Source organism: Microcoleus sp. K1-B1 (genome assembly GCF_036704705.1).
GTDB lineage: Bacteria > Cyanobacteriota > Cyanobacteriia > Cyanobacteriales > Microcoleaceae > Microcoleus.
In genome coordinates, this window is sequence record NZ_JAUBSH010000008.1 from 57,498 (window position 1) to 75,554 (window position 18,057).

15 protein-coding genes are annotated in these 18,057 nt (G+C 44.3%); 3 read left to right on the forward strand and 12 right to left on the reverse strand.

Annotated features, from left to right (window positions below):
• Positions 1-2: 2 nt before the first annotated feature.
• The 6 genes from arsB to QUA83_RS04640 all read right to left on the reverse strand — a co-directional run bounded on the left by arsB (position 3) and on the right by QUA83_RS04640 (position 5,379).
• Entirely contained in the window at positions 3-1,154 is a 1,152-nt protein-coding gene (arsB, locus tag QUA83_RS04615) for an ACR3 family arsenite efflux transporter (RefSeq protein WP_333291859.1), read from the reverse strand.
• A gap of 37 nt (positions 1,155-1,191) precedes the next feature.
• Positions 1,192-2,220: a PstS family phosphate ABC transporter substrate-binding protein gene (locus QUA83_RS04620; RefSeq protein ID WP_333291860.1), complete on the reverse strand. Its 1,029-nt coding sequence runs from the start codon at positions 2,218-2,220 to the stop codon at positions 1,192-1,194.
• Positions 2,221-2,336: 116 nt separating this feature from the next.
• Entirely contained in the window at positions 2,337-2,678 is a 342-nt protein-coding gene (locus QUA83_RS04625) for a metalloregulator ArsR/SmtB family transcription factor (RefSeq protein WP_333291861.1), read from the reverse strand.
• Between the two features lie 245 nt (positions 2,679-2,923).
• A complete protein-coding gene (locus QUA83_RS04630; protein WP_333291862.1) occupies positions 2,924-4,039 on the reverse strand; it encodes an inorganic phosphate transporter in 1,116 nt (371 codons plus the stop codon).
• Positions 4,040-4,272: 233 nt separating this feature from the next.
• Positions 4,273-4,527 (reverse strand): hypothetical protein, encoded by a 255-nt coding sequence (locus tag QUA83_RS04635; protein ID WP_006633832.1) that lies wholly within the window; start codon positions 4,525-4,527, stop codon positions 4,273-4,275.
• Positions 4,528-4,704: 177 nt separating this feature from the next.
• Entirely contained in the window at positions 4,705-5,379 is a 675-nt protein-coding gene (locus QUA83_RS04640) for a HEAT repeat domain-containing protein (RefSeq protein WP_333291863.1), read from the reverse strand.
• Positions 5,380-5,648: 269 nt separating this feature from the next.
• Here QUA83_RS04640 and QUA83_RS04645 point away from each other — a divergent pair, with 269 nt between their 5' ends.
• Positions 5,649-8,108 (forward strand): CBS domain-containing protein, encoded by a 2,460-nt coding sequence (locus QUA83_RS04645; RefSeq protein ID WP_333291864.1) that lies wholly within the window; start codon positions 5,649-5,651, stop codon positions 8,106-8,108.
• Positions 8,109-8,332: 224 nt separating this feature from the next.
• Here the strand turns inward: QUA83_RS04645 and QUA83_RS04650 are convergent, their stop codons facing one another.
• The 6 genes from QUA83_RS04650 to QUA83_RS04675 all read right to left on the reverse strand — a co-directional run bounded on the left by QUA83_RS04650 (position 8,333) and on the right by QUA83_RS04675 (position 15,567).
• Positions 8,333-10,690, reverse strand: coding sequence for a polysaccharide biosynthesis tyrosine autokinase (locus QUA83_RS04650; RefSeq protein WP_333291865.1), 2,358 nt, complete (start codon positions 10,688-10,690; stop codon positions 8,333-8,335).
• A gap of 328 nt (positions 10,691-11,018) precedes the next feature.
• Positions 11,019-11,192 carry a hypothetical protein gene (locus QUA83_RS04655; protein WP_333291866.1) on the reverse strand — a complete coding sequence of 58 codons (174 nt, stop codon included), beginning with the start codon at positions 11,190-11,192 and terminating at the stop codon, positions 11,019-11,021.
• A gap of 669 nt (positions 11,193-11,861) precedes the next feature.
• Positions 11,862-13,292: an MFS transporter gene (locus QUA83_RS04660; protein ID WP_333291867.1), complete on the reverse strand. Its 1,431-nt coding sequence runs from the start codon at positions 13,290-13,292 to the stop codon at positions 11,862-11,864.
• A gap of 213 nt (positions 13,293-13,505) precedes the next feature.
• Positions 13,506-14,063, reverse strand: coding sequence for a Uma2 family endonuclease (locus QUA83_RS04665; RefSeq protein WP_333291868.1), 558 nt, complete (start codon positions 14,061-14,063; stop codon positions 13,506-13,508).
• A gap of 63 nt (positions 14,064-14,126) precedes the next feature.
• Positions 14,127-14,678 carry a hypothetical protein gene (locus QUA83_RS04670; protein ID WP_333291869.1) on the reverse strand — a complete coding sequence of 184 codons (552 nt, stop codon included), beginning with the start codon at positions 14,676-14,678 and terminating at the stop codon, positions 14,127-14,129.
• 211 nt (positions 14,679-14,889) lie between these two features.
• On the reverse strand, positions 14,890-15,567 hold the full coding sequence (locus QUA83_RS04675) for an ATP-dependent Zn protease (RefSeq protein ID WP_333291870.1): 678 nt from the start codon (positions 15,565-15,567) through the stop codon (positions 14,890-14,892).
• Between the two features lie 254 nt (positions 15,568-15,821).
• Between QUA83_RS04675 and rseP the strand changes: the two genes are divergently transcribed.
• Together rseP and nth are read left to right on the forward strand one after the other, a co-directional pair.
• Positions 15,822-16,916, forward strand: coding sequence for an RIP metalloprotease RseP (gene rseP / locus QUA83_RS04680; RefSeq protein ID WP_333291871.1), 1,095 nt, complete (start codon positions 15,822-15,824; stop codon positions 16,914-16,916).
• A gap of 215 nt (positions 16,917-17,131) precedes the next feature.
• A complete protein-coding gene (gene nth / locus QUA83_RS04685) occupies positions 17,132-17,794 on the forward strand; it encodes an endonuclease III (protein ID WP_333291872.1) in 663 nt (220 codons plus the stop codon).
• The last annotated feature ends 263 nt before the right edge of the window (positions 17,795-18,057 follow it).

Here is an 18,057-nt window from a genome sequence, read left to right on the forward strand (position 1 = left end):
TTCTAGCAATTGGAATTGGGAAGACAACGAGGGTCTCGCAGCGAGGCAGTTTCTGGTTTTCTGGGAAACCAAAAAGCTGTTCGCTTACAGAATTCTACCAACATTAACATCACTGGAACCTCAATTAAAACACCGACAACTGTAGCCAAGGCTGCACCTGAGTTTAAGCCAAACAGCATCACAGCCGTAGCAATCGCTACCTCAAAATGATTGCTGGCCCCAATCAGCGCGGCAGGTGCTGAATCTTCGTAGCACAGGTTGAGTTTTAAAGCTGCTACATAAGAAATCAGGAAAATAAAGTTGGTCTGGATAAACAGAGGCACAGCAATTAAAAGAATATGCAGAGGATTGTTGACAATCAACTCTCCTTTGAAGGCAAACAAAAGAATTAGCGTAATCAAAAGGGCAGCCGTAGCAACTGGACTCAGATATTGCATAAACTCTCGTTCAAACCATTCTCGCCCTTTATGTTTAAAAATCCAGAAACGGCTATACATTCCGGCCGCTAAGGGCAAACCGACATAAATCAATACAGACAATACTATTGTCTGCCAAGGAACAACTAAATCATTGGCTGCTAACAGCCATCTGCCTAGTGGTGCATATAAAAACAGCATTGCTAGGGAATTAATGGCAACCATAACGAGGGTATGTCCTTGATTGCCGTAGGACAGATATCCCCACATTAAAACCATCGCCGTACAAGGGGCAATTCCTAATAATATTGTACCCGCAATGTAGGAACTAGCGATGGAGACTTCACTGCCACGAATTATTTCTGTGCCGGTAATGAGGGGGCGAAATAGCCAACCTAAGAAAAACTGAGAAAATGCTACCATTGTAAATGGTTTGATGAACCAGTTGACGACTAATGTTAAAATCACTGGTTTGGGCGTTCGCGCTGCATTAGCGGCTTGGGTAAAGTCAATTTTTACCATGATGGGATACATCATAAAAAATAGACAAATGGCAATAGGAATTGACACCTGATAAAAGCTGAGAGCATCAAGGGTGACGGCGACGCTGGGGAATAGTCTACCGAGAATAATACCGCCTAAAATGCAAAGAAATACCCAAATGGTGAGGTATCTTTCAAAAAAACTGAGCTTGCTTCCTGCTTTGACAGGTGAGTTAGTTGCTTGAGGATGGTTCATTTTAGTTAACTGATAAGTGAAAGTTTATGAGAAAAAATTAAAATTTTGCCTCTTTTCGTAATAACTCTCCAATGGTTAAGTCAAACCTAGCTTGACCCTCGAAAAAAGTCCCAACTTTGCCATTGTAGAAATTCTTGTAAATCAGTTGATAGCCTTCGCTTGGTAGGGGAATGTAACCGACCGACTCGACTAAAGTTGGTGCTTTTTTCATGTAGAATTGCACAAACTCGCCCACCTCTGGTTTATTTTGGACAGCGGTGTAACTGACATAGATAAAAAGAGGTCGGCCGAGGGGTTGATATTGAGCGTTTTCTACAGTTTGTATGCTGGGTAGAACAGGCCCTTTACCATTGTCTATTCCTAATGCTTTTAATTGAGTTTGATTGGTTTCGTAATAGCTTAAGCCAAAGTAACCCAAGGCATTTGGATCTTTGATAACTCCCTGGGCTAAAACATTATCATCTTCACTAGCTGTATAGTCGGTACGGCTGGATTTCGCAGTACCTACTGTTGCTTCTGTGAAGTAGTCAAATGTACCGGAATCTTTGCCTGCACCGTAAAGGGTTATAGGTTGATTTGGCCAATTAGGTCGAATCTGATTCCAGCGGGTAATTTTTCCTTGAGCGGCGGGTTCCCAAAGTTTTTTTAGTTCGGCTACTGTGATGTCTTTTGCCCAGCTATTGTTGGGATTGACTACAACTGTAAGCGCGTCAAAGGCGACTGGTAATTCGTAGTAGCGGATGCCTGCTTTGTTGCAGGCTTCCATTTCCCCTGGGCTGATGGGTCGCGAGGCGTTGCTGATGTCAGTTTCGCCCGCACAAAATTTTCTAAATCCTCCACCAGTACCGGAGAATTCAACAGTAATTGATGCTTTTTTGGAATTGGTATTTTGATATTCTTTGGCGATCGCATCCGTAATGGGATACACGGTGCTGGAACCGTCTATTTTAATGCTTTGCGATTCTGGCGACTGGACTTGTCCGCAGGAGTTGAGAAGCCCGATCGCACCTATCGTCAAAGCAATTATACTTAGTGCGGAAACCTTGGGCTTTTCTGCTCGGTTCATTGACCTCACCCAATGCCATAACTAAGGGGTACATTGGAATCATATCAAGAAAATTTGATATGTCAAGTATGAGAGAAGACAAACAGGCAATAAATACATTAAGAAATGTTGATGGGTTAATCTGTGTCAGAACAAGGGCGTGCCGGCAGGATCTGGCTGAAGCGGCGGTATTCGGCGAGGTACTGTTCGAGGGCGACAAACTGAGCTAAATTGAGGCTGTAGTAAATCCAGCGACCTTCTTGGCGGCTGCGGACTAAAGCTGCATCCTTCAACGCTTTGAGGTGAAAAGAGAGTTTAGGCTGAGGGACAGAAAGTCGATCGCACAATTCGCAAACGCACAACTCCTGTTCTCGCAGCAACTCCAAAATCTGAATCCGCAGGGGGTCAGAAAGAGCGTGAAAGCCAGCAGCAATCAATTTATCTGCAACAGGTGGCGCGATCGGAGAATTTTTAACCATAAATTACCCTTAAATTTTTATTCAAAAACTCCCGGCGCGATTTCTTGTTTTTACCGTTAGATTTCATAACGTTATCCTTTGATGGCAATCCCAAATCAACTGCGAACTCATTCTCTTCTAGGACTAATATCATGTCCGGTTAAATAGTTATAATACTTTTGTCCCATCATGCCCGATGCCCGATGCCCGATGCCCGTATAGGATTTATAAGTAATTAACCGGACTTGATATAACGATTAATTCTCTTACCGATGCAACACCAAGTAAGCACAGCCGCTGATTAGCGCAGCAATTGGCAAGGTCAAAATCCATGATAGTAGAATCTGATAGAAAACGCCCACATTAGCTTTTTTTGAAATCAATCCGACCCCAAAGATTGAACCTACCGAAACATGGGTAGTAGAAACTGGAAGTCCATAGCGACTGGCAGCAATAACTAAAAATCCCGTCACTAAGTTTGCCACCAGCCCTTGACCAGTATTCATTGCTGTCAGCTTTTTGCTCATTGTTTCTGCAACTTTTTTAGCATTCAATAAACCGCCGATCGCCATTCCCAAAGCAACTGCTAAACTTCCCCACTGAACTGATATTGATTGACCGACCAACATGAGCGAAACAATTTTCGGCGTATCGTTCAATCCTCTGGCAAAACAGACGATTCCCGCACTCATAAAATGGCAAATATCTACTAACTTTTGGCTGGGAATTTGTAGGAAATTTCCCTGGTATCTTTGCGTGCATTTATCTAGAGAATCGACGGCAACATCAGCGGTCGTGATGCACTTCAGTATGTTAGTTGCATCGGGCTGGGGAATGGGAATAATCTGTTGAATTTGACCAGCGCAAATACACCATTCTTTCTGAATTCCTAAATAAACTCGCAGGTAGCGAGACAGCCCATAAATTAAAGCTCCTAATGGAATCGCAATCATGGGAGTCAGCAATAAAGGCATTAGAAAAGTTTTCTGCAATGCTGTAAAATTAACTTCAGTAGAAATTGCTACTAAACCTGCACCGACAAGCGCACCTGTAAGACCGTGAGTTGTGGAAATAGGGAATCCAGTTAAGGTAGCAAGAATAACGGTTAAACCCGCAGCGATCGCGACTGCCAAATGAAAATCTGAGCCATTGGCGATCGCGTCTGGAACTAGCCCTTTTCCCGAAAAGCTTTTTACCAGCGTTTCTGCTAGAAAAATAGAAAATACTGAACCTGCAAAAGTTGTAATCGTGGCCCAACCAATTGCTGTTTTATAATTCGTCGTCTGACTACCAAACAGTGTCGCCACTCCTTTAAAATTATCATTAGCACCATTGCAGTATGCTAAAAAAAAGGTGGCGATAAATAGCGCAATAAGTAACATTCTATTACTCAGAATAAGTATGGTTTATTTGAAACATTTTTTAGTTCAAGCCCCTACAGCACCGCATTTGATTGTAGAGACACAGTTGCCTCAAATAAAATAATTAAAATATTAAGATTTGTTTGGAAGGCGAGCGATCGCGTCTTAATTTCGCGCAAGCAACATGGGCGCGATATTGAACGATACTATAATTAAGGATCGGCGATCGCTTCCGGTACGCTCAACCCACCCATTCACTTAGGATTCTGTACCCTTGCCGGCACATCAGTGAGTCCGGCTTTCTGCATCAGCGAAATCACCCCTATAGATAGAATTCCCCCAATAATTGCCCCGACAACTACCAGGATAATAAAGACTTTTTGCAGAGTTTTTTTAGTGGCCGGGTGGTACTGTCTCGGCAATGCTTCACCTTGATCGTCAACTTCTTGCTCCAAGGGGTCTAGCGGATTGGAGGGATTTGAGTTAAAGGGATTGGGTGCTTGATTCATGGGTAGTTTGGGTTAAAGGAGATCGACAACTATTTTAACTTGGGATTTAGCCTCGCAGCTTAAATAATACATTCTGGTTTTACTGAATACTCTATAAATTTTATTAAGATTGCTAACATACGGATTAACCCGGTTTATTGAATAAACCGGGTTTTTCAACATACTAAAAGTTTTATGTCACGCTTCTGCTTTTGACAGGCGATCGAGAGAAATTGTTGCCGCCTCAGATACTTGAGAATTGCTATCTTTTTCTAAGTATTTCAAAGCCGAAACGCTCTTAACACTCGGTAAATTGCCCAAAGCTTCAGCCAGCCGCTGACGGATCAGCCAATCTTCCGACTGAGCAAAATTGAGGATGCGATCGATCGCCCCAAGATCTTTAATTTCCCCCAAAGCCGAAATTGCCGCCTGCTGGATCACCACTTGCTCGCTGTCGAGAGCTTTCAGCAGCACATCGCGGGCCCGGGGATCTTTGAGATTTCCCAGAGAAACAGCAGCGCTGAAGCGCACCAGCCATTCAGTATCTTCGTAAAAAGCGCGCACCAAAGCATCAAAAGCTCTGATATCTTCCAGATAGCCCAAAGCGCCTGCAGCGTCAGCGCGAATGCCGTAATCCGGGTCTGTTTCTAGCAATTTGACTAGAATAGGATAGCACTCTGCTGTCGGTTTGACCCCAAGAGCAAACACAGCCATCGATCGCACCTGCAAACTTTCGTCGTTCAACACCTTTTTAATCAAAGGCACCGCCTCTGCAGCAGGCACATTCCGCAAGTTGGCCAAAGCCACCATTCGATCGGCTGAATTTTGGCTTTCTAACTTGGCTGCAATTTGCTCTAAGCTTAAAGTTGTCATTATGGATAAATCTTGTAGTAAAACTTTACATTCGGGTTATTTTGATTATAGGGGAGTCTCAGGGGAAAAGCAGGCAGTAAAAACCGCCCTGCGTATTTGAGATGAGTAAGATTGCGGATTAGTGAGACGATTAATCTAAAGCTCAGATTGCGTGGAAATAATCAATGAGAAAGTTTATTATTTAAATCCCAAGCACAGGCGAGGTGTTTCTGCCGTTCCCTAAGGCTTTGCCCGATAGTTAGCCGCCCTCTGACAACCTGCAATCCACTATGCCGTTCTACCACCCGCCATTTTACTCCTCAGCCTTAGAACAAGCGATCGATCGCTACCCCCTCACTGCCGGGCCAGAAACTTCCTTAGCAGTGGCGATCGCCCTGATGAGTCAGTTGCAAAACAGTTGTCCCCTAGTCAAAACACCTGTACCCTCAGACCGGGGGGCGATGACCGAAACATCCGCGCCGGAAAAGGCGCGGGCCCGCTGCGTGTTCGTCGTGCAGAACCAGCAGACTATTACCACAGGCAACTTATCCGACAACCCCAGCCGCGGACTGTTAATGGGCATATTAACTCCCGCCGACCTAGTGAGGCTGATAGCTTCTGGCACAATAGACAGCCAGCACAAAGTAGCCCTGCACAAAATACCAATCTCCGAAGTGATGTCCCCGGTGTCGGTCTCCCTCACAGAATCCGATGACCAAGACGTGTTTACCGCCTTATCCTTATTTCGCCAGCACAAAATTCGCTATTTGCCGATCGTCAATCAATTTCGCCACTTGGTAGGAGTGCTGACACGGGAAAGAATTCGCCAAGTATTGCAGCCTTCAAACATTCTTAAATTGCGGCGGGTAGCAGAATTAATGACTACGCCAATTACAGCGCCTCACACCGCCTCGCTGCTGAGCATAACCGAACTGATGTCAGAGCATCAAGTCAGTTGCGTAGTGATTACAAAAAACAAAGAATTAACAATGGAGAAGCCCAAAGATGACTATACCTCCATTTTTCACTATTCCTTTCACCAACCCCTGGGAATTATTACCGAATATGACATTGTGCAGGCACAGTTTCTCGAACTAAATTTCAAGCAAACCCCAGCTCAAAAAGTCATGAGAACTCCCCTGCAATTTCTTCAACCCTCCGATTCCCTATGGACGGCGCACAAAGAAATGCAGCAGCAACAAGTGCAGCGCTTGGTCGTGTGCGGCGGGCGCGGAGAACTGTTGGGAATTATTACTCAGACCAGCTTGCTCAGAGTCCTCGACCCCACCGAAATGTACCGAGTTGTCAAACAGTTGCAGCAGTCGGTTTATCAATTGCAAGCCGAAAAAGTGGAACTGTTGCAAAGCCGCAACGCCAAACTGGAACAGCAGGTGCGGGAACGGACTGCAAAACTCCATGAACAATTGCAGCGTGATCGGCTGTTAACTCACATTTCCTTGCGGATTCACCAATCCTTAAACCTCGAAGAAATTCTTAACGCCAGCGTCGATGAAGTCCGCCAAGTTTTGCAAGCTGACCGAGTAGCAATCCTGCATTTAGAGTCCAGCAATTACGGCATTGTAGTGGCAGAATCCGTTGCCGAAAATTGGCCTTCAATCTTGGGAGAAATCATGCCGGATAATATTTGGCAAGAATCTGCTTCCGTGATCGAACAGGAAATTTATGCGGTTCCGGATCTCGACCAAGCCTGTTTGAGCGCCGAAAAATATGCACGGTTCCAGCAAGCGCAAATCAAAGCTTATTTGATTGTACCAATTTTGCAAGACGGCAATTTGTGGGGGATGATGTGTGTCCATCAGTGTGCCCAATCCCGTCAGTGGCAGCCTTCGGAAGTGGATTTGCTGCTGCAACTGGCAACTCAAATCGCGATCGCCATTCAGCAAGCCCAACTCTATCAGCAAGTCCAAAATCTCAACACCGACCTCGAACGCCAAGTCCAAGAACGCACCGCCGAATTGCAGCAAAAAGTTCACGAACTCCAGCATTTAAACGTCCTCAAAGATGAATTTCTCAGCACCGTTTCTCACGAACTGCGGACGCCTTTAGCTAATATAAAAATGGCTATTCATATGCTGAGAATTTCTCCCACACTAGATCGACGCCAGATTTATCTAGAAATTTTAGAAACAGAATGTACTAGAGAAACAGATTTGATTAATGCTTTGCTAGATTTGCAGCGGCTCGAAGCTGCAACTTGTCCGATCGACCTCGAACCAGTAAACTTAGAAGTCTGGCTGCCTACTATTATCGACCCGTTTTATACCCGCGCCCACGACCGCCACCAGGATTTGCGAGTAGAGTGCGATCGTCACCTCCCCACGATCAGTTCCAACCGCGCTAGTTTGGGACGAATTTTAGCCGAGCTCCTCAATAATGCCTGCAAATATACTGCCAATGACGGCGAAATTTTTCTGAAAGTTGAGTGCAAAAACGGAGACTGGGAACAAGGAGGACAAAGGACAAATTCGCGACAAGCAAGTGCTGTGGCTTCAGAAATCCAATTTACACTCAGCAATCAATCGTCCATTTCCATAGAGGAATTGCCTCGAATTTTTGAGAAATTTTATCGAGTTCCCAACGCCGATCCTTGGAAACAAGGAGGTACAGGTTTGGGTTTAGCTTTGGTTCAAAAACTTGTGGAACAGTTGCAGGGAAAAATTGAGGTTGAAAGCAGGAATGGCTGGACTAATTTTATCGTCACATTTCCTATCAACCCGGAAGGAAATTAGTCCGCCATCAATCAATTGTAGATTTAAAATTTTAGATTTTAGACTTCGACCTAAGAGGTTCGACAGAGCGCGAGCGTCAAGTCGCGCTCTGTCGAACGATTTTAGATTTTCGATTTACTCCACAGACGAATCTGGGAGATTGAACAAGAGTCTAAAATTTTTGGATTTCCATGACTCCTTTCGGGGGCTAGTCTCCATTTTTTTGGGGTCATCTTTGTTGGATCTCACTCTTTTTTAGGAGCTAGTTTGCGGATGGGAGACGGTGCTGGTGTCAAATTCAAATATTCATTTTTATCTTCAACAACTGAGGATCTCGATGCTGGATACTTCCTGCGTTTAGGGGCATGATTCGCAACTGTGCCCAAGCATGGTATGCCAAAATTTTCTAATTGACTGAAAACTTTTTGGACTAAAGAAAAGGGAACCTGCTGAATTCCTACAACCATCAGTATGCCATCGGTGCGCGCCGCTAAAAAATTAGTATCTTTACTGTCCGCCAGCGGCGGCGTATCGTAAATAACTAAGTCAAATTTTGCCTGAAGTTCTTCCATTAAATACTGCATCTGAGATGATGCCAGCCGTCTGGCAGTACCAGGATTCGGGATACCAGCAGTTAATACAAAAAGATTATCTGCTAGATGCGATCGTTGGATAATGTCATGGGGTTCGTTTTTATGGTCGAGCAAGTTGCTCAATCCCTTGACATTAGGCAGTTCCAACAGCAAGTGCAGGCTGGGCGAATGCAAATTCGCGTCTACTAACAACACTCGCTGACCCGCCAGCGCTGCCACGTAAGCTAAGTTTAAAGCAATGGTAGATTTGCCTTCGCCAACTGTAGCCGAACCAATTGCCAAAGAGCTAATCGTTCGATTTGAAGAAAGAAAGCGGATATTAGTATAAAGAGAGTCAAAAGCTTCTATAAATTCCGCAGCATTTTTCTTATTACCCTCTTTTCCTTCAAGATAAGCATAGGCATTAGCAATAGAAGGCGCCAATTTTCTAGCATTTTTGTCAAGAGGAATTGCTCCCAATAAAGGTGCTTCAACCGCATCTTTAACGTCATCAGCACAGTAGAAAATATTGCGGAACTTTTCAATGAGGATAGCAGCTCCCAGACCCAAAACTAGCGCTCCAAAAACTGCCATGATCAATTTGTTTTTAGCTTTCGATGGAACTGTCATCACATTGCCCTTCTCATCTCGCGGTATGGCTGGTTCAGAAATTATTTCCCAAGGTACTTGGCTTTGAGCTGCTTGGACGCGCAGAGTTTCCCGCTGACTTAAAAGTTGATCGCGGGTGCGGGCGGCTACTTCTAATTGCTGTTGCAGTTCGTTGTAGCGGCGGGCTATGGTGGGGAATTCTGTTGCTTGCCTGTTTAAATTGTTTTTAGTTTGGGTGATTGCTTGAAGGCGAGCTTCTAAGACTTCAACTTGGTTAGCAGTATCAACCAATTGTTTAATCAAGCCTATGCGAATAGAATTTTGAAAATTCTGAACTTTAGAATTAGCTTGGGTTCCTACTAAGTTTTGCCCCAAAATTCGCTCAGTTTGCTGGTTGAGCAAAGCTACTAAATTTGCCCGCTTGCGCTCTAAAGCTTCCACTATAGGGTTAGCAGATTTAAAACGAGCGGTTTCTACAGCAATCTGACCTTCTACTTCCTTAACCTTGGTCAGCAACTCTTTATATTGAGGTTCTTCGCTTAAAGCTGAAGCGGCAATAGCTTCATTTGGTGTAAAATCTAATTGTTTTTGCAAGTTAGCGTACAGCGTTTTCTGTTCTTGCAGTAGCCTTTGATTTTCTAACTCTAAAGTTTCTACTGCCCGAACTTGCTCGATTAATTGCGCGCCTTGTTCTTTAGGATCGGTAATCTGTTGCTCCTGCTGTATAACCTGTAACTCTGATTTCAGCTTGTTTACGCGGTTATTGAGTCCCGGAAGCTGGTCTTCAATAAATTTAACACCTTCACCAATCCGAGTCTTGCGTTCCTCAAGACTGTACTTTAAATATTTCTTTTTAGTTTCTTGTAAAACGAACTCAACTAATTTAGGGTCATCCCCCATGAAGCGAACTTGCAAAATTTTAGTGAGCGTCATCATATCTTCTCCCATCCGCAAAACGACTAATTCTTTTTCAAGAATTTTTTCGGTAACTTTTGGATATCGTTTTTGGACTTGTTTGGCAATAGCAGAAAGCATCTGAGGACTCTTGAGAATTTCAAGTTGAGTTGCGTAGTCCAAACTAAAAAAATCTCGATTAGGTACTCCTCCCCCCTCGCTGCGATTGGCTAGGGCAGAGGGATCAGCAATTCTGGCCTCCGTTGTCACGGGTTCCACTAGCATCCGAAAATCGCCTTGATATGTTTTCTTGCCTCCCTTGATCTGATAAACAACTCCACCGCCTACTAGAGCTATAATCCCAATAATGATGAGGGATTGTCGCTGAAAAGTCCTCAAGAACGGCTTTAGATTCAATCCTTTCTGAGGCTGCGCGCTTAACTCTTCTCCCTCGTCAACGGAAAATTGCTGCACCTGTCTGCTCTGGCTGCTAATGGGTACGATATGAGCGTCCTGTTCTCTTTCCATGTTGACCTCTTGGATATTTTGTGGGTAAAATCAGCTTTCTTCTGCGATCCTTCGGGTTGATACTTTGAGCATTGGCTTAAGGATATCACACGAAATTATTGGTTGGTTGAGCCAACTTCCTTCTAATAGTTCTCACTACTTTCACATAGTATACAAAAATAACTAAATCCCTGTGCTATGCCGGTGGCAAAAGTTCTTTTACAACTGCTGGAGAGTTATATCAGACTGCATTTGGGTCTGCTGCGTTGTGCTTGTATTTAGACTTTCCGGGCGACGAAGCAAACTTTTTCAGGTGTCGCTTAGCTTCGCAGCAGGGGGTTCAATAACTTTACCAAACTTTTACAATTGACCGTAACACATCAGCCGCCGCTTGCGCTGGTATTGGTTTGTCGTCTATGCCATTTTTGGGTTTGGAGTCTACGGCAGAAGCACTTGTTAACTTACGCGCTAACTGACCGGCTAAAAGGTTTTGCATTTCCCATGTAGATATAATTAGCCACATTCTGCAGATTTTTGGGAACGGCAACTAATCTAATCAATTTCCGAGAAAAATCTGTTTCTTCTTTTAATTATAAACTTTTTGAGGAACTGGATGATTGATTAAGTATATATACTTGATGAACCGTAGCAATTATATCACAAACTTATCTCTATAGTGCGCCAGAGACATAAAATTTAATCATTTGTGTTCTCAAGCTCGATCGACATCTCGAACAACTCAAGCATTCGGGGTTTGTCTACCGGGGCGAATGGCGCGGCGCTATTTATGTATTTTCGTAAAAAAAACTAGGTTTCTGGGTTCCGGGGCTATTACTAAAACTATCGCTTTTATTCGCCCTCCGAGCCAGCTATAGCAATCCTTTCGGGAAACGCGCAACTGGCTTTTTTTGAATTAACTGATGCAATAAGAAGATGACACATTGTTAAATAAAGAAAAGAGTTCGCACAAGATGGGAGGATTGCTATTAATCTCGCTCGGATTAGCTATTGGTAGTGGTTATTTTTCGAGTTGACTAATGGGAGCATCTCAATGAAAGCAGCAAAGCTCGAAATTGGAATTAGGAGTCAGGAGTCAGGAGCCAGGAGAAAAGAGTCAGAAGGAAGAAGAAAGAAGTGTTTTTGCAAATATGAGATGCTCCCTGACTAATGACCAACTACTCCTTATTAAGGATTACTGATTTTGTGCTTTTCTTTCTCGCAGTTTCAACAAGATTTCTGCATGAACTTCGCGGGTTATAGGATAAAAATATGTAAGAATCATGCCAGCAATTAAAGCAATTGTGGGCAGCGGCCCGATCGCAACTCGAATCGCAAACAGTGCCGACTCTGGCTGTACGGGTGCAGGCTGTCCCGGAACTGTAGATAAAAATCCAGCTCCTTCTAATGCTTGGCCTACCAACCACAAACCCCCTGCCAATCCGATTTTTTGCAGCAGTACCATAAACGAATAGAAAACGCCTTCGCGTCTTTCTCCTGTTTGCAGTTCGTCTAGTTCGATCACATCCGGTATCATCGACCAAGGTATTAGATAAGCCGTGGAAACTCCGACACCTGCCATGACTGCTAATACGTACATTTGCAATACTTGTCCTGGTTGCAGGAAAAACAGTCCAGCTTGGGCAATAATCCACAAACTCATGCCCATAAAATATACGGCTTTTTTGCCGTATCTCTCGCTAACTTTACTCCACACAAATAGCATGATTAATGCAGTGCCTTGAACTGCGATCGCAACCAAGCTAAAAACGTACTGTGGCTGTTGCATCCAGTTAACAACAAAGTAGGGAATAATAGTAGCCGTCAACTGCACTCCCAGCCAAGAAAAAAGATAAATTCCAATGACGTACAAAAAAGGGCGATTGCTAAATGCAATCTGCAACTGTTCTTTTAGTGGCAAGGATGTAGAATTATCTAGATCGGCGTTTTCTAATAGTTGGGCTGCGACGTGCTTGCGAGTTCCCAAAACGCACCAGTACAAAGGCAAGACAGAGATAACTGCAGAGATTGCACCTAATACTAAATATTGTTGATTCGGGTCCTTTTCAAATACACGAAAGATAATTAGAGCTAAGATTAATGAAAAGATGCTGCCGCCAATAGAGAAAGCAAAGCGAAAACTATTAAGGCTAGTGCGTTCGTTGTAGTCTTGAGTAAGTTCTGGAGTCAGGGCAGTGTAGGGAAGATTGACAGCGGTGTAGGCGGTGTTGAACAAAATGCTGATCGCCACATAGTACCAAAATAACACTGTGTGATCCGTGCTAGGTACAATCCACTGCAATAAGAAGAATATGCCGAAGGGAATGCCACCATATATTATCCAAGGATATCGGCGGCCCCAAGGGTGAGAAGTGCGATCGCTCAAAACCCCCACAATCGGGTCATTTATGGCATCCCAAATCTTGCCAACTACCAAAATATTGCTGGCTAAGCCGGCAGGTAAACCAGCGACATTGGTAAAGAAAACTAGGAGGTAAAATGCCAAAACATTAGCGGTAATTGCCGGGCCGAGGTCGCCGGCACCGTAAGCTAATTTTGTCGATAAACTGAGTTTTTGTGTTGCGGGATTGTTGGCGGCTGGTTGAGGCGGGGAAGTGTTGCTCATAAACTTTGATTTCGAGATTTTTTGGCAGTCACAGTATTTCCAGTAGGAGTATAACTCATGCTACGCCCTAATACTAAGTTTTTTGTAGCGATCGGGACGACCCTGAAAATTTGGTAATTGATAATTGGGTAATTGGTAATTGATAGGTTGGTGGGGGCAGGTTTACGAGATTATTAGTCTTAAGCCATTATTCTTAGTAAAACCTGCCCCTACTTAAGGAAACAGTTGCGAAATCTGAACTTCTATTTCGGGAAATGCCAGCATTGACAAAACATCATCTTCATTAAATACTGTTTCTTGTCCGTATTTTGCCTCGCCCGGTTCGCGAAAAACATAAACTTGCCGCGTGTTAACATCAAGTATCCAATAATCAGTAATTTCCCCCTTAGCATAAGCCGGTGCTTTCCGCTGGCGGTCTGTTTCTAAAGTCGTGTCAGCTATTTCTATTAATAATAAAATATTGTCGGGTGCGGGATGAAAATCTTGGTAAAGCCGAGAGTCGATTTGCACTACAGCAATATCGGGTTCTGGTTCTGAATTTATACTTAGAGTAACCGGGTTTTGGATGCGAATTAAAGCAAGTCCTGGCAGCAGATTTCTCAGATAGTCGGCTGCACAGAGATTAGTGGCTGCGTGGGGAGGATTTTTTGCACTCATTGAAATAATTTGCCCGTCAATTAATTCGACTCGTTCATCGGGATTGAGAATGCCAGTTTCGGTCATGCGGCGGTATTCGTCTACAGTCCACAAGCGTAAATCTGTTACAGTCATGGTACAATTTCCTTTGGGGATATTATCTATTATCGATGCACATTCTAGTTTTATATTAAATTGCTAGGTCAACAATCTCGATTTAGCTGTAATTGCTCCCACACACCACAAAATGGCATTGACAATTTCCGATCGCTGAATATCTTCTGCGTCTAAAAAACTTGCAAACTCTTCCTCAATATTCAAATGGTCGGCAAAATCATAAAGTATGCGCTTGTATTCAGTTGGCATCGGTATTAAAGTAGCTTTCACTAAATCGAAAAGCGCGTTCAAACAGTTGAGGATAGTAGCTGACTCGTCAAAATCTTCGGCATCGAGCAAGTACAGGGTTTCTGCAATGTCGCAAATAGCGTCTATTTGTGTGGGTGGCTTTCCCAGTTCGCTGACATCGATATTGCACAATTGGAGAGCGTTAATCGCTAGTTCTGGACGGGTAAAAAATACAAGTTGACCGCCGGCTACTAAGGGCGGCTCTTGTTCTCCATAGACAATTAGAGTATATAGATTTGGTGTTTCGGTGCCGGGGTCGATCCGAAAACCGAACAGCCACAACAATTTTTCTGTATTTGGGTTTGCTGTTTGCAGTGTTGTTGGGAAAATATTTGGTTCTGACATGAATGTTTAATCCCTATAATAGGCTGTTAAACTCGGTTTCTACGCAAATTTTTTGTCTTTTAGGACTTACGCAATCATTCCAGGTATGGGGGCAACCACGGGGGGTTTGCCCCTACAAAACACTATATATTGAGGCGGTGCGTAAGTCCTGTCTTTGTGATAAATCTAGAGATAAACCGGGTTTATAAGGCAAGAGTGCGTAATCTTTTTCCTATAAATTTTGCTGAATTATGTTGCAGCATTCGGCAACTGTTGCTCTTTCTTCCATTGCTGCTACTAGGGCTTCGTAAGCTGATTTGTGGCTTTCGATCAGGTTTTTTGCTCGCAGCAAACCCCAGTTTTGTTTGAGTTGAATCTCGGAACTTGGACGGCGCAGTTGTGTTAAAATTGCACTGATTTTGGTGCGGTCTTCTGCTCCTCCTTCTGCACGGCCGTAAACAAACTTTTCGGCGACTATTCCGGCCATCCAGACGGTACAATATTGGTCTAAAAGTTGGGCTGAAAGTGTGCCGTTTTGGAGTTGAGATGCTAATTGTTCGTCTTCAAATCGGACGCCGCCTTGGGCTGTTTGACCTTGTTTAAATGCTTCCCAAGCGTTGAGGGCGTAGCTGGTTACGGGAATTCCCAACAGGTACGCGACTAGGAAGTGTCCGGCTTCGTGGTGAAGGATACGATCGCGCTTTTGTTTGGAAGTTCCCCCCAGCCAATCTAATAAAATAGTACCGCCTTGACCTTGCCACTGGAAACTGTCAAGGGTGGCTAGCCCCAATAGGCAAAAAGTGGCGATCGCAGGTACGGCTTCTGGCAAGTTGAATAGGGGCCCCAACAATATTGAAACGGTGATGGCAAAGATAGAAATAGCGATAATATTCAAAGAAGTGTCTTTCATAATGGCGAATGGCTAACAGGGAATTGGTAATGGGTAATTTGTAATAGGGAATTGGTAATGGGAATGGGTTTTAGAGGTAAACTCAGGTACGATCGCGCGATCGGTTTGGCAGCGTCGGGTTGATCGCAGCAGCCGGGACTTCCGACCAAAACACCACTTTCCAGTTTGACTGAAAATTGTCCCTCCGAAGCCACCGATATTAAAAAGATATTAAAATAAATCAAAGTCCAGTAAAAGTGTTAGTGGAATCCTTCATGTCAGTTTTGGCAGCGATCGCAGTTTTAGGTATCTTGATTGTCGTTCACGAACTCGGCCACTTCTTGGCGGCGAGACTTCAACACATCCACGTCAACCGCTTCTCTATCGGTTTCGGGCCCATCCTCTGGAAGTACCAAGGCCCAGAAACTGAATACGCCCTCCGCGCCTTTCCCCTGGGAGGTTTCGTGGGTTTCCCGGATGACGATCCAGACAGTACAATTCCCCCAAATGACCCGAATTTGCTCAAAAATCGCCCCGTGTTCGATCGGGCGATCGTCATTAGTGCAGGGGTAATTGCCAACTTAATTTTTGCTTATTTCCTGCTGGTGGTGCAATTGACCACTGTCGGCGCTGCACAAATGAACTACCTACCGGGAGTTAAAGTCCCGGAAGTCGCCGCAGAAGTCAGTTCGGCCGCGAAACAAGCGGGAATTCGATCGGGCGACGTTGTTCTGTCTGTTGACGGCAAGGAATTGGGGGCTTCCGCTGAAGCAAGCAAATTATTGGTCGCAGCAATCGAAAATCATCCCAACCAACCCCTAGCGTTGGAAATTCAGCGCCAAGAACAAAAATTTGTGGTGACAGTGACTCCTGAACTGTCGCCCGAGGGTAAAGGCCGCATTGGGGTGAAGCTAGTTAATAACGGCACTGTCGTGCGGGAGAGGGTCGGAATTGTAGAGGCGTTTAGCAAGGCTGCTACAGAATTTGAGCGGATTGTGGTGCTTACGGTTCAAGGTTTTGGGCAGTTATTTAGCAATTTCAGCCAAACTGCCGACAAGTTGTCCGGGCCTGTGGCGATTGTGGCGATTGGTGCAGGGATTGCCAAATCGGATGCTGCAAGTTTGTTTCAGTATGCTGTGCTAATTAGCATCAATTTGGCGGTGATTAATATCTTGCCTTTACCTGCTTTGGATGGCGGTCAGCTAGCTTTTCTGTTAATAGAAGGACTGCGGGGTTCTCCTCTGCCGAACCGCATTCAGGAAAATTTTATGCAGACTGGTTTGGTGTTGTTGCTGGGTTTGGGAGTTTTCTTGATTATTCGCGATACTGCTAATTTGGCTGGGTTTGATTTGCGAAATTTCATGCAATAGTAAATGATATCAATTCCGGTTGCACCGAACTGATTGTTGACGGTTGACTGTATTAGGTAGTGCGAGCGTCCTCGCTCGCTAACAAAATCGCGAGCGGGGACGCTCGCACTGACCTTATCCAAATATACTATTCCGATGCAACCGGAAACGATTTAACAAATAACTCATAACAAATAACTCATAACAAATAACTCATAACAAATAACTCATAACAAATGACTAAAAAGTTAAGTTTAAAACAACGATCGCTCGAAATTCTGATTCGCCTCAAACGCCTCTATCCAGAAGCTCCTTGCACTCTCAACTACGAAACTCCCGTGCAGTTGCTGGTGGCGACGATTCTCTCGGCTCAGTGTACGGACGATCGAGTAAATTTGGTAACGCCGGCTTTGTTTAAGCGTTTCCCCGATGCGGTGGCTTTGGCAAATGCTGATTTAGAAGAATTGGAAAGTCTGGTGCGATCGACTGGTTTCTACCGCAATAAGTCTAAAAATATTAAAGGTGCTTGTCAGGCGATCGTCAATAAATTTAACAATCAAGTACCGCAGCGGATGGAACTGCTGCTAGAATTGCCCGGAGTTGCCCGCAAAACGGCTAATGTCGTTCTCGCCCACGCTTTTGGTATTAATATGGGCGTGACGGTAGACACTCACGTCAAACGTTTGACTCAACGGTTGGGATTGACCGAACATACCGATCCTATAAGGATCGAGCGGGATTTGATGATATTGTTGCCGCAGCCGGATTGGGAAAATTGGTCGATTCGGTTGGTTTATCACGGCAGGGCAGTTTGTAATGCGAGAAATCCGGCTTGCAATATTTGCGAACTTGCAGATTTGTGTCCTTCTGCTAATAGTTTGGTGTTGCACCAAGGTTAAGTACAGGCAAGATGCCTGTATCACAAAAATGTTGAGTTATTGCAGATTTGTACCCTTTTGCTAATAGTTTGGTGTTGCACCAATGTTAAGTACAGGCAAGATGCCTGTACCACAAAAATGTGGAGTTATTGTGGAACAGGCATCTTGCCTGTTGCTAAAAATGTTGAGTTATTGTGGAACAGGCATCTTGCCTGTTGCTAAAAATATTGAGTTATTGTGGAACAGGCATCTTGCCTGTTGCTAAAAATGTTGAGTTATTGTGG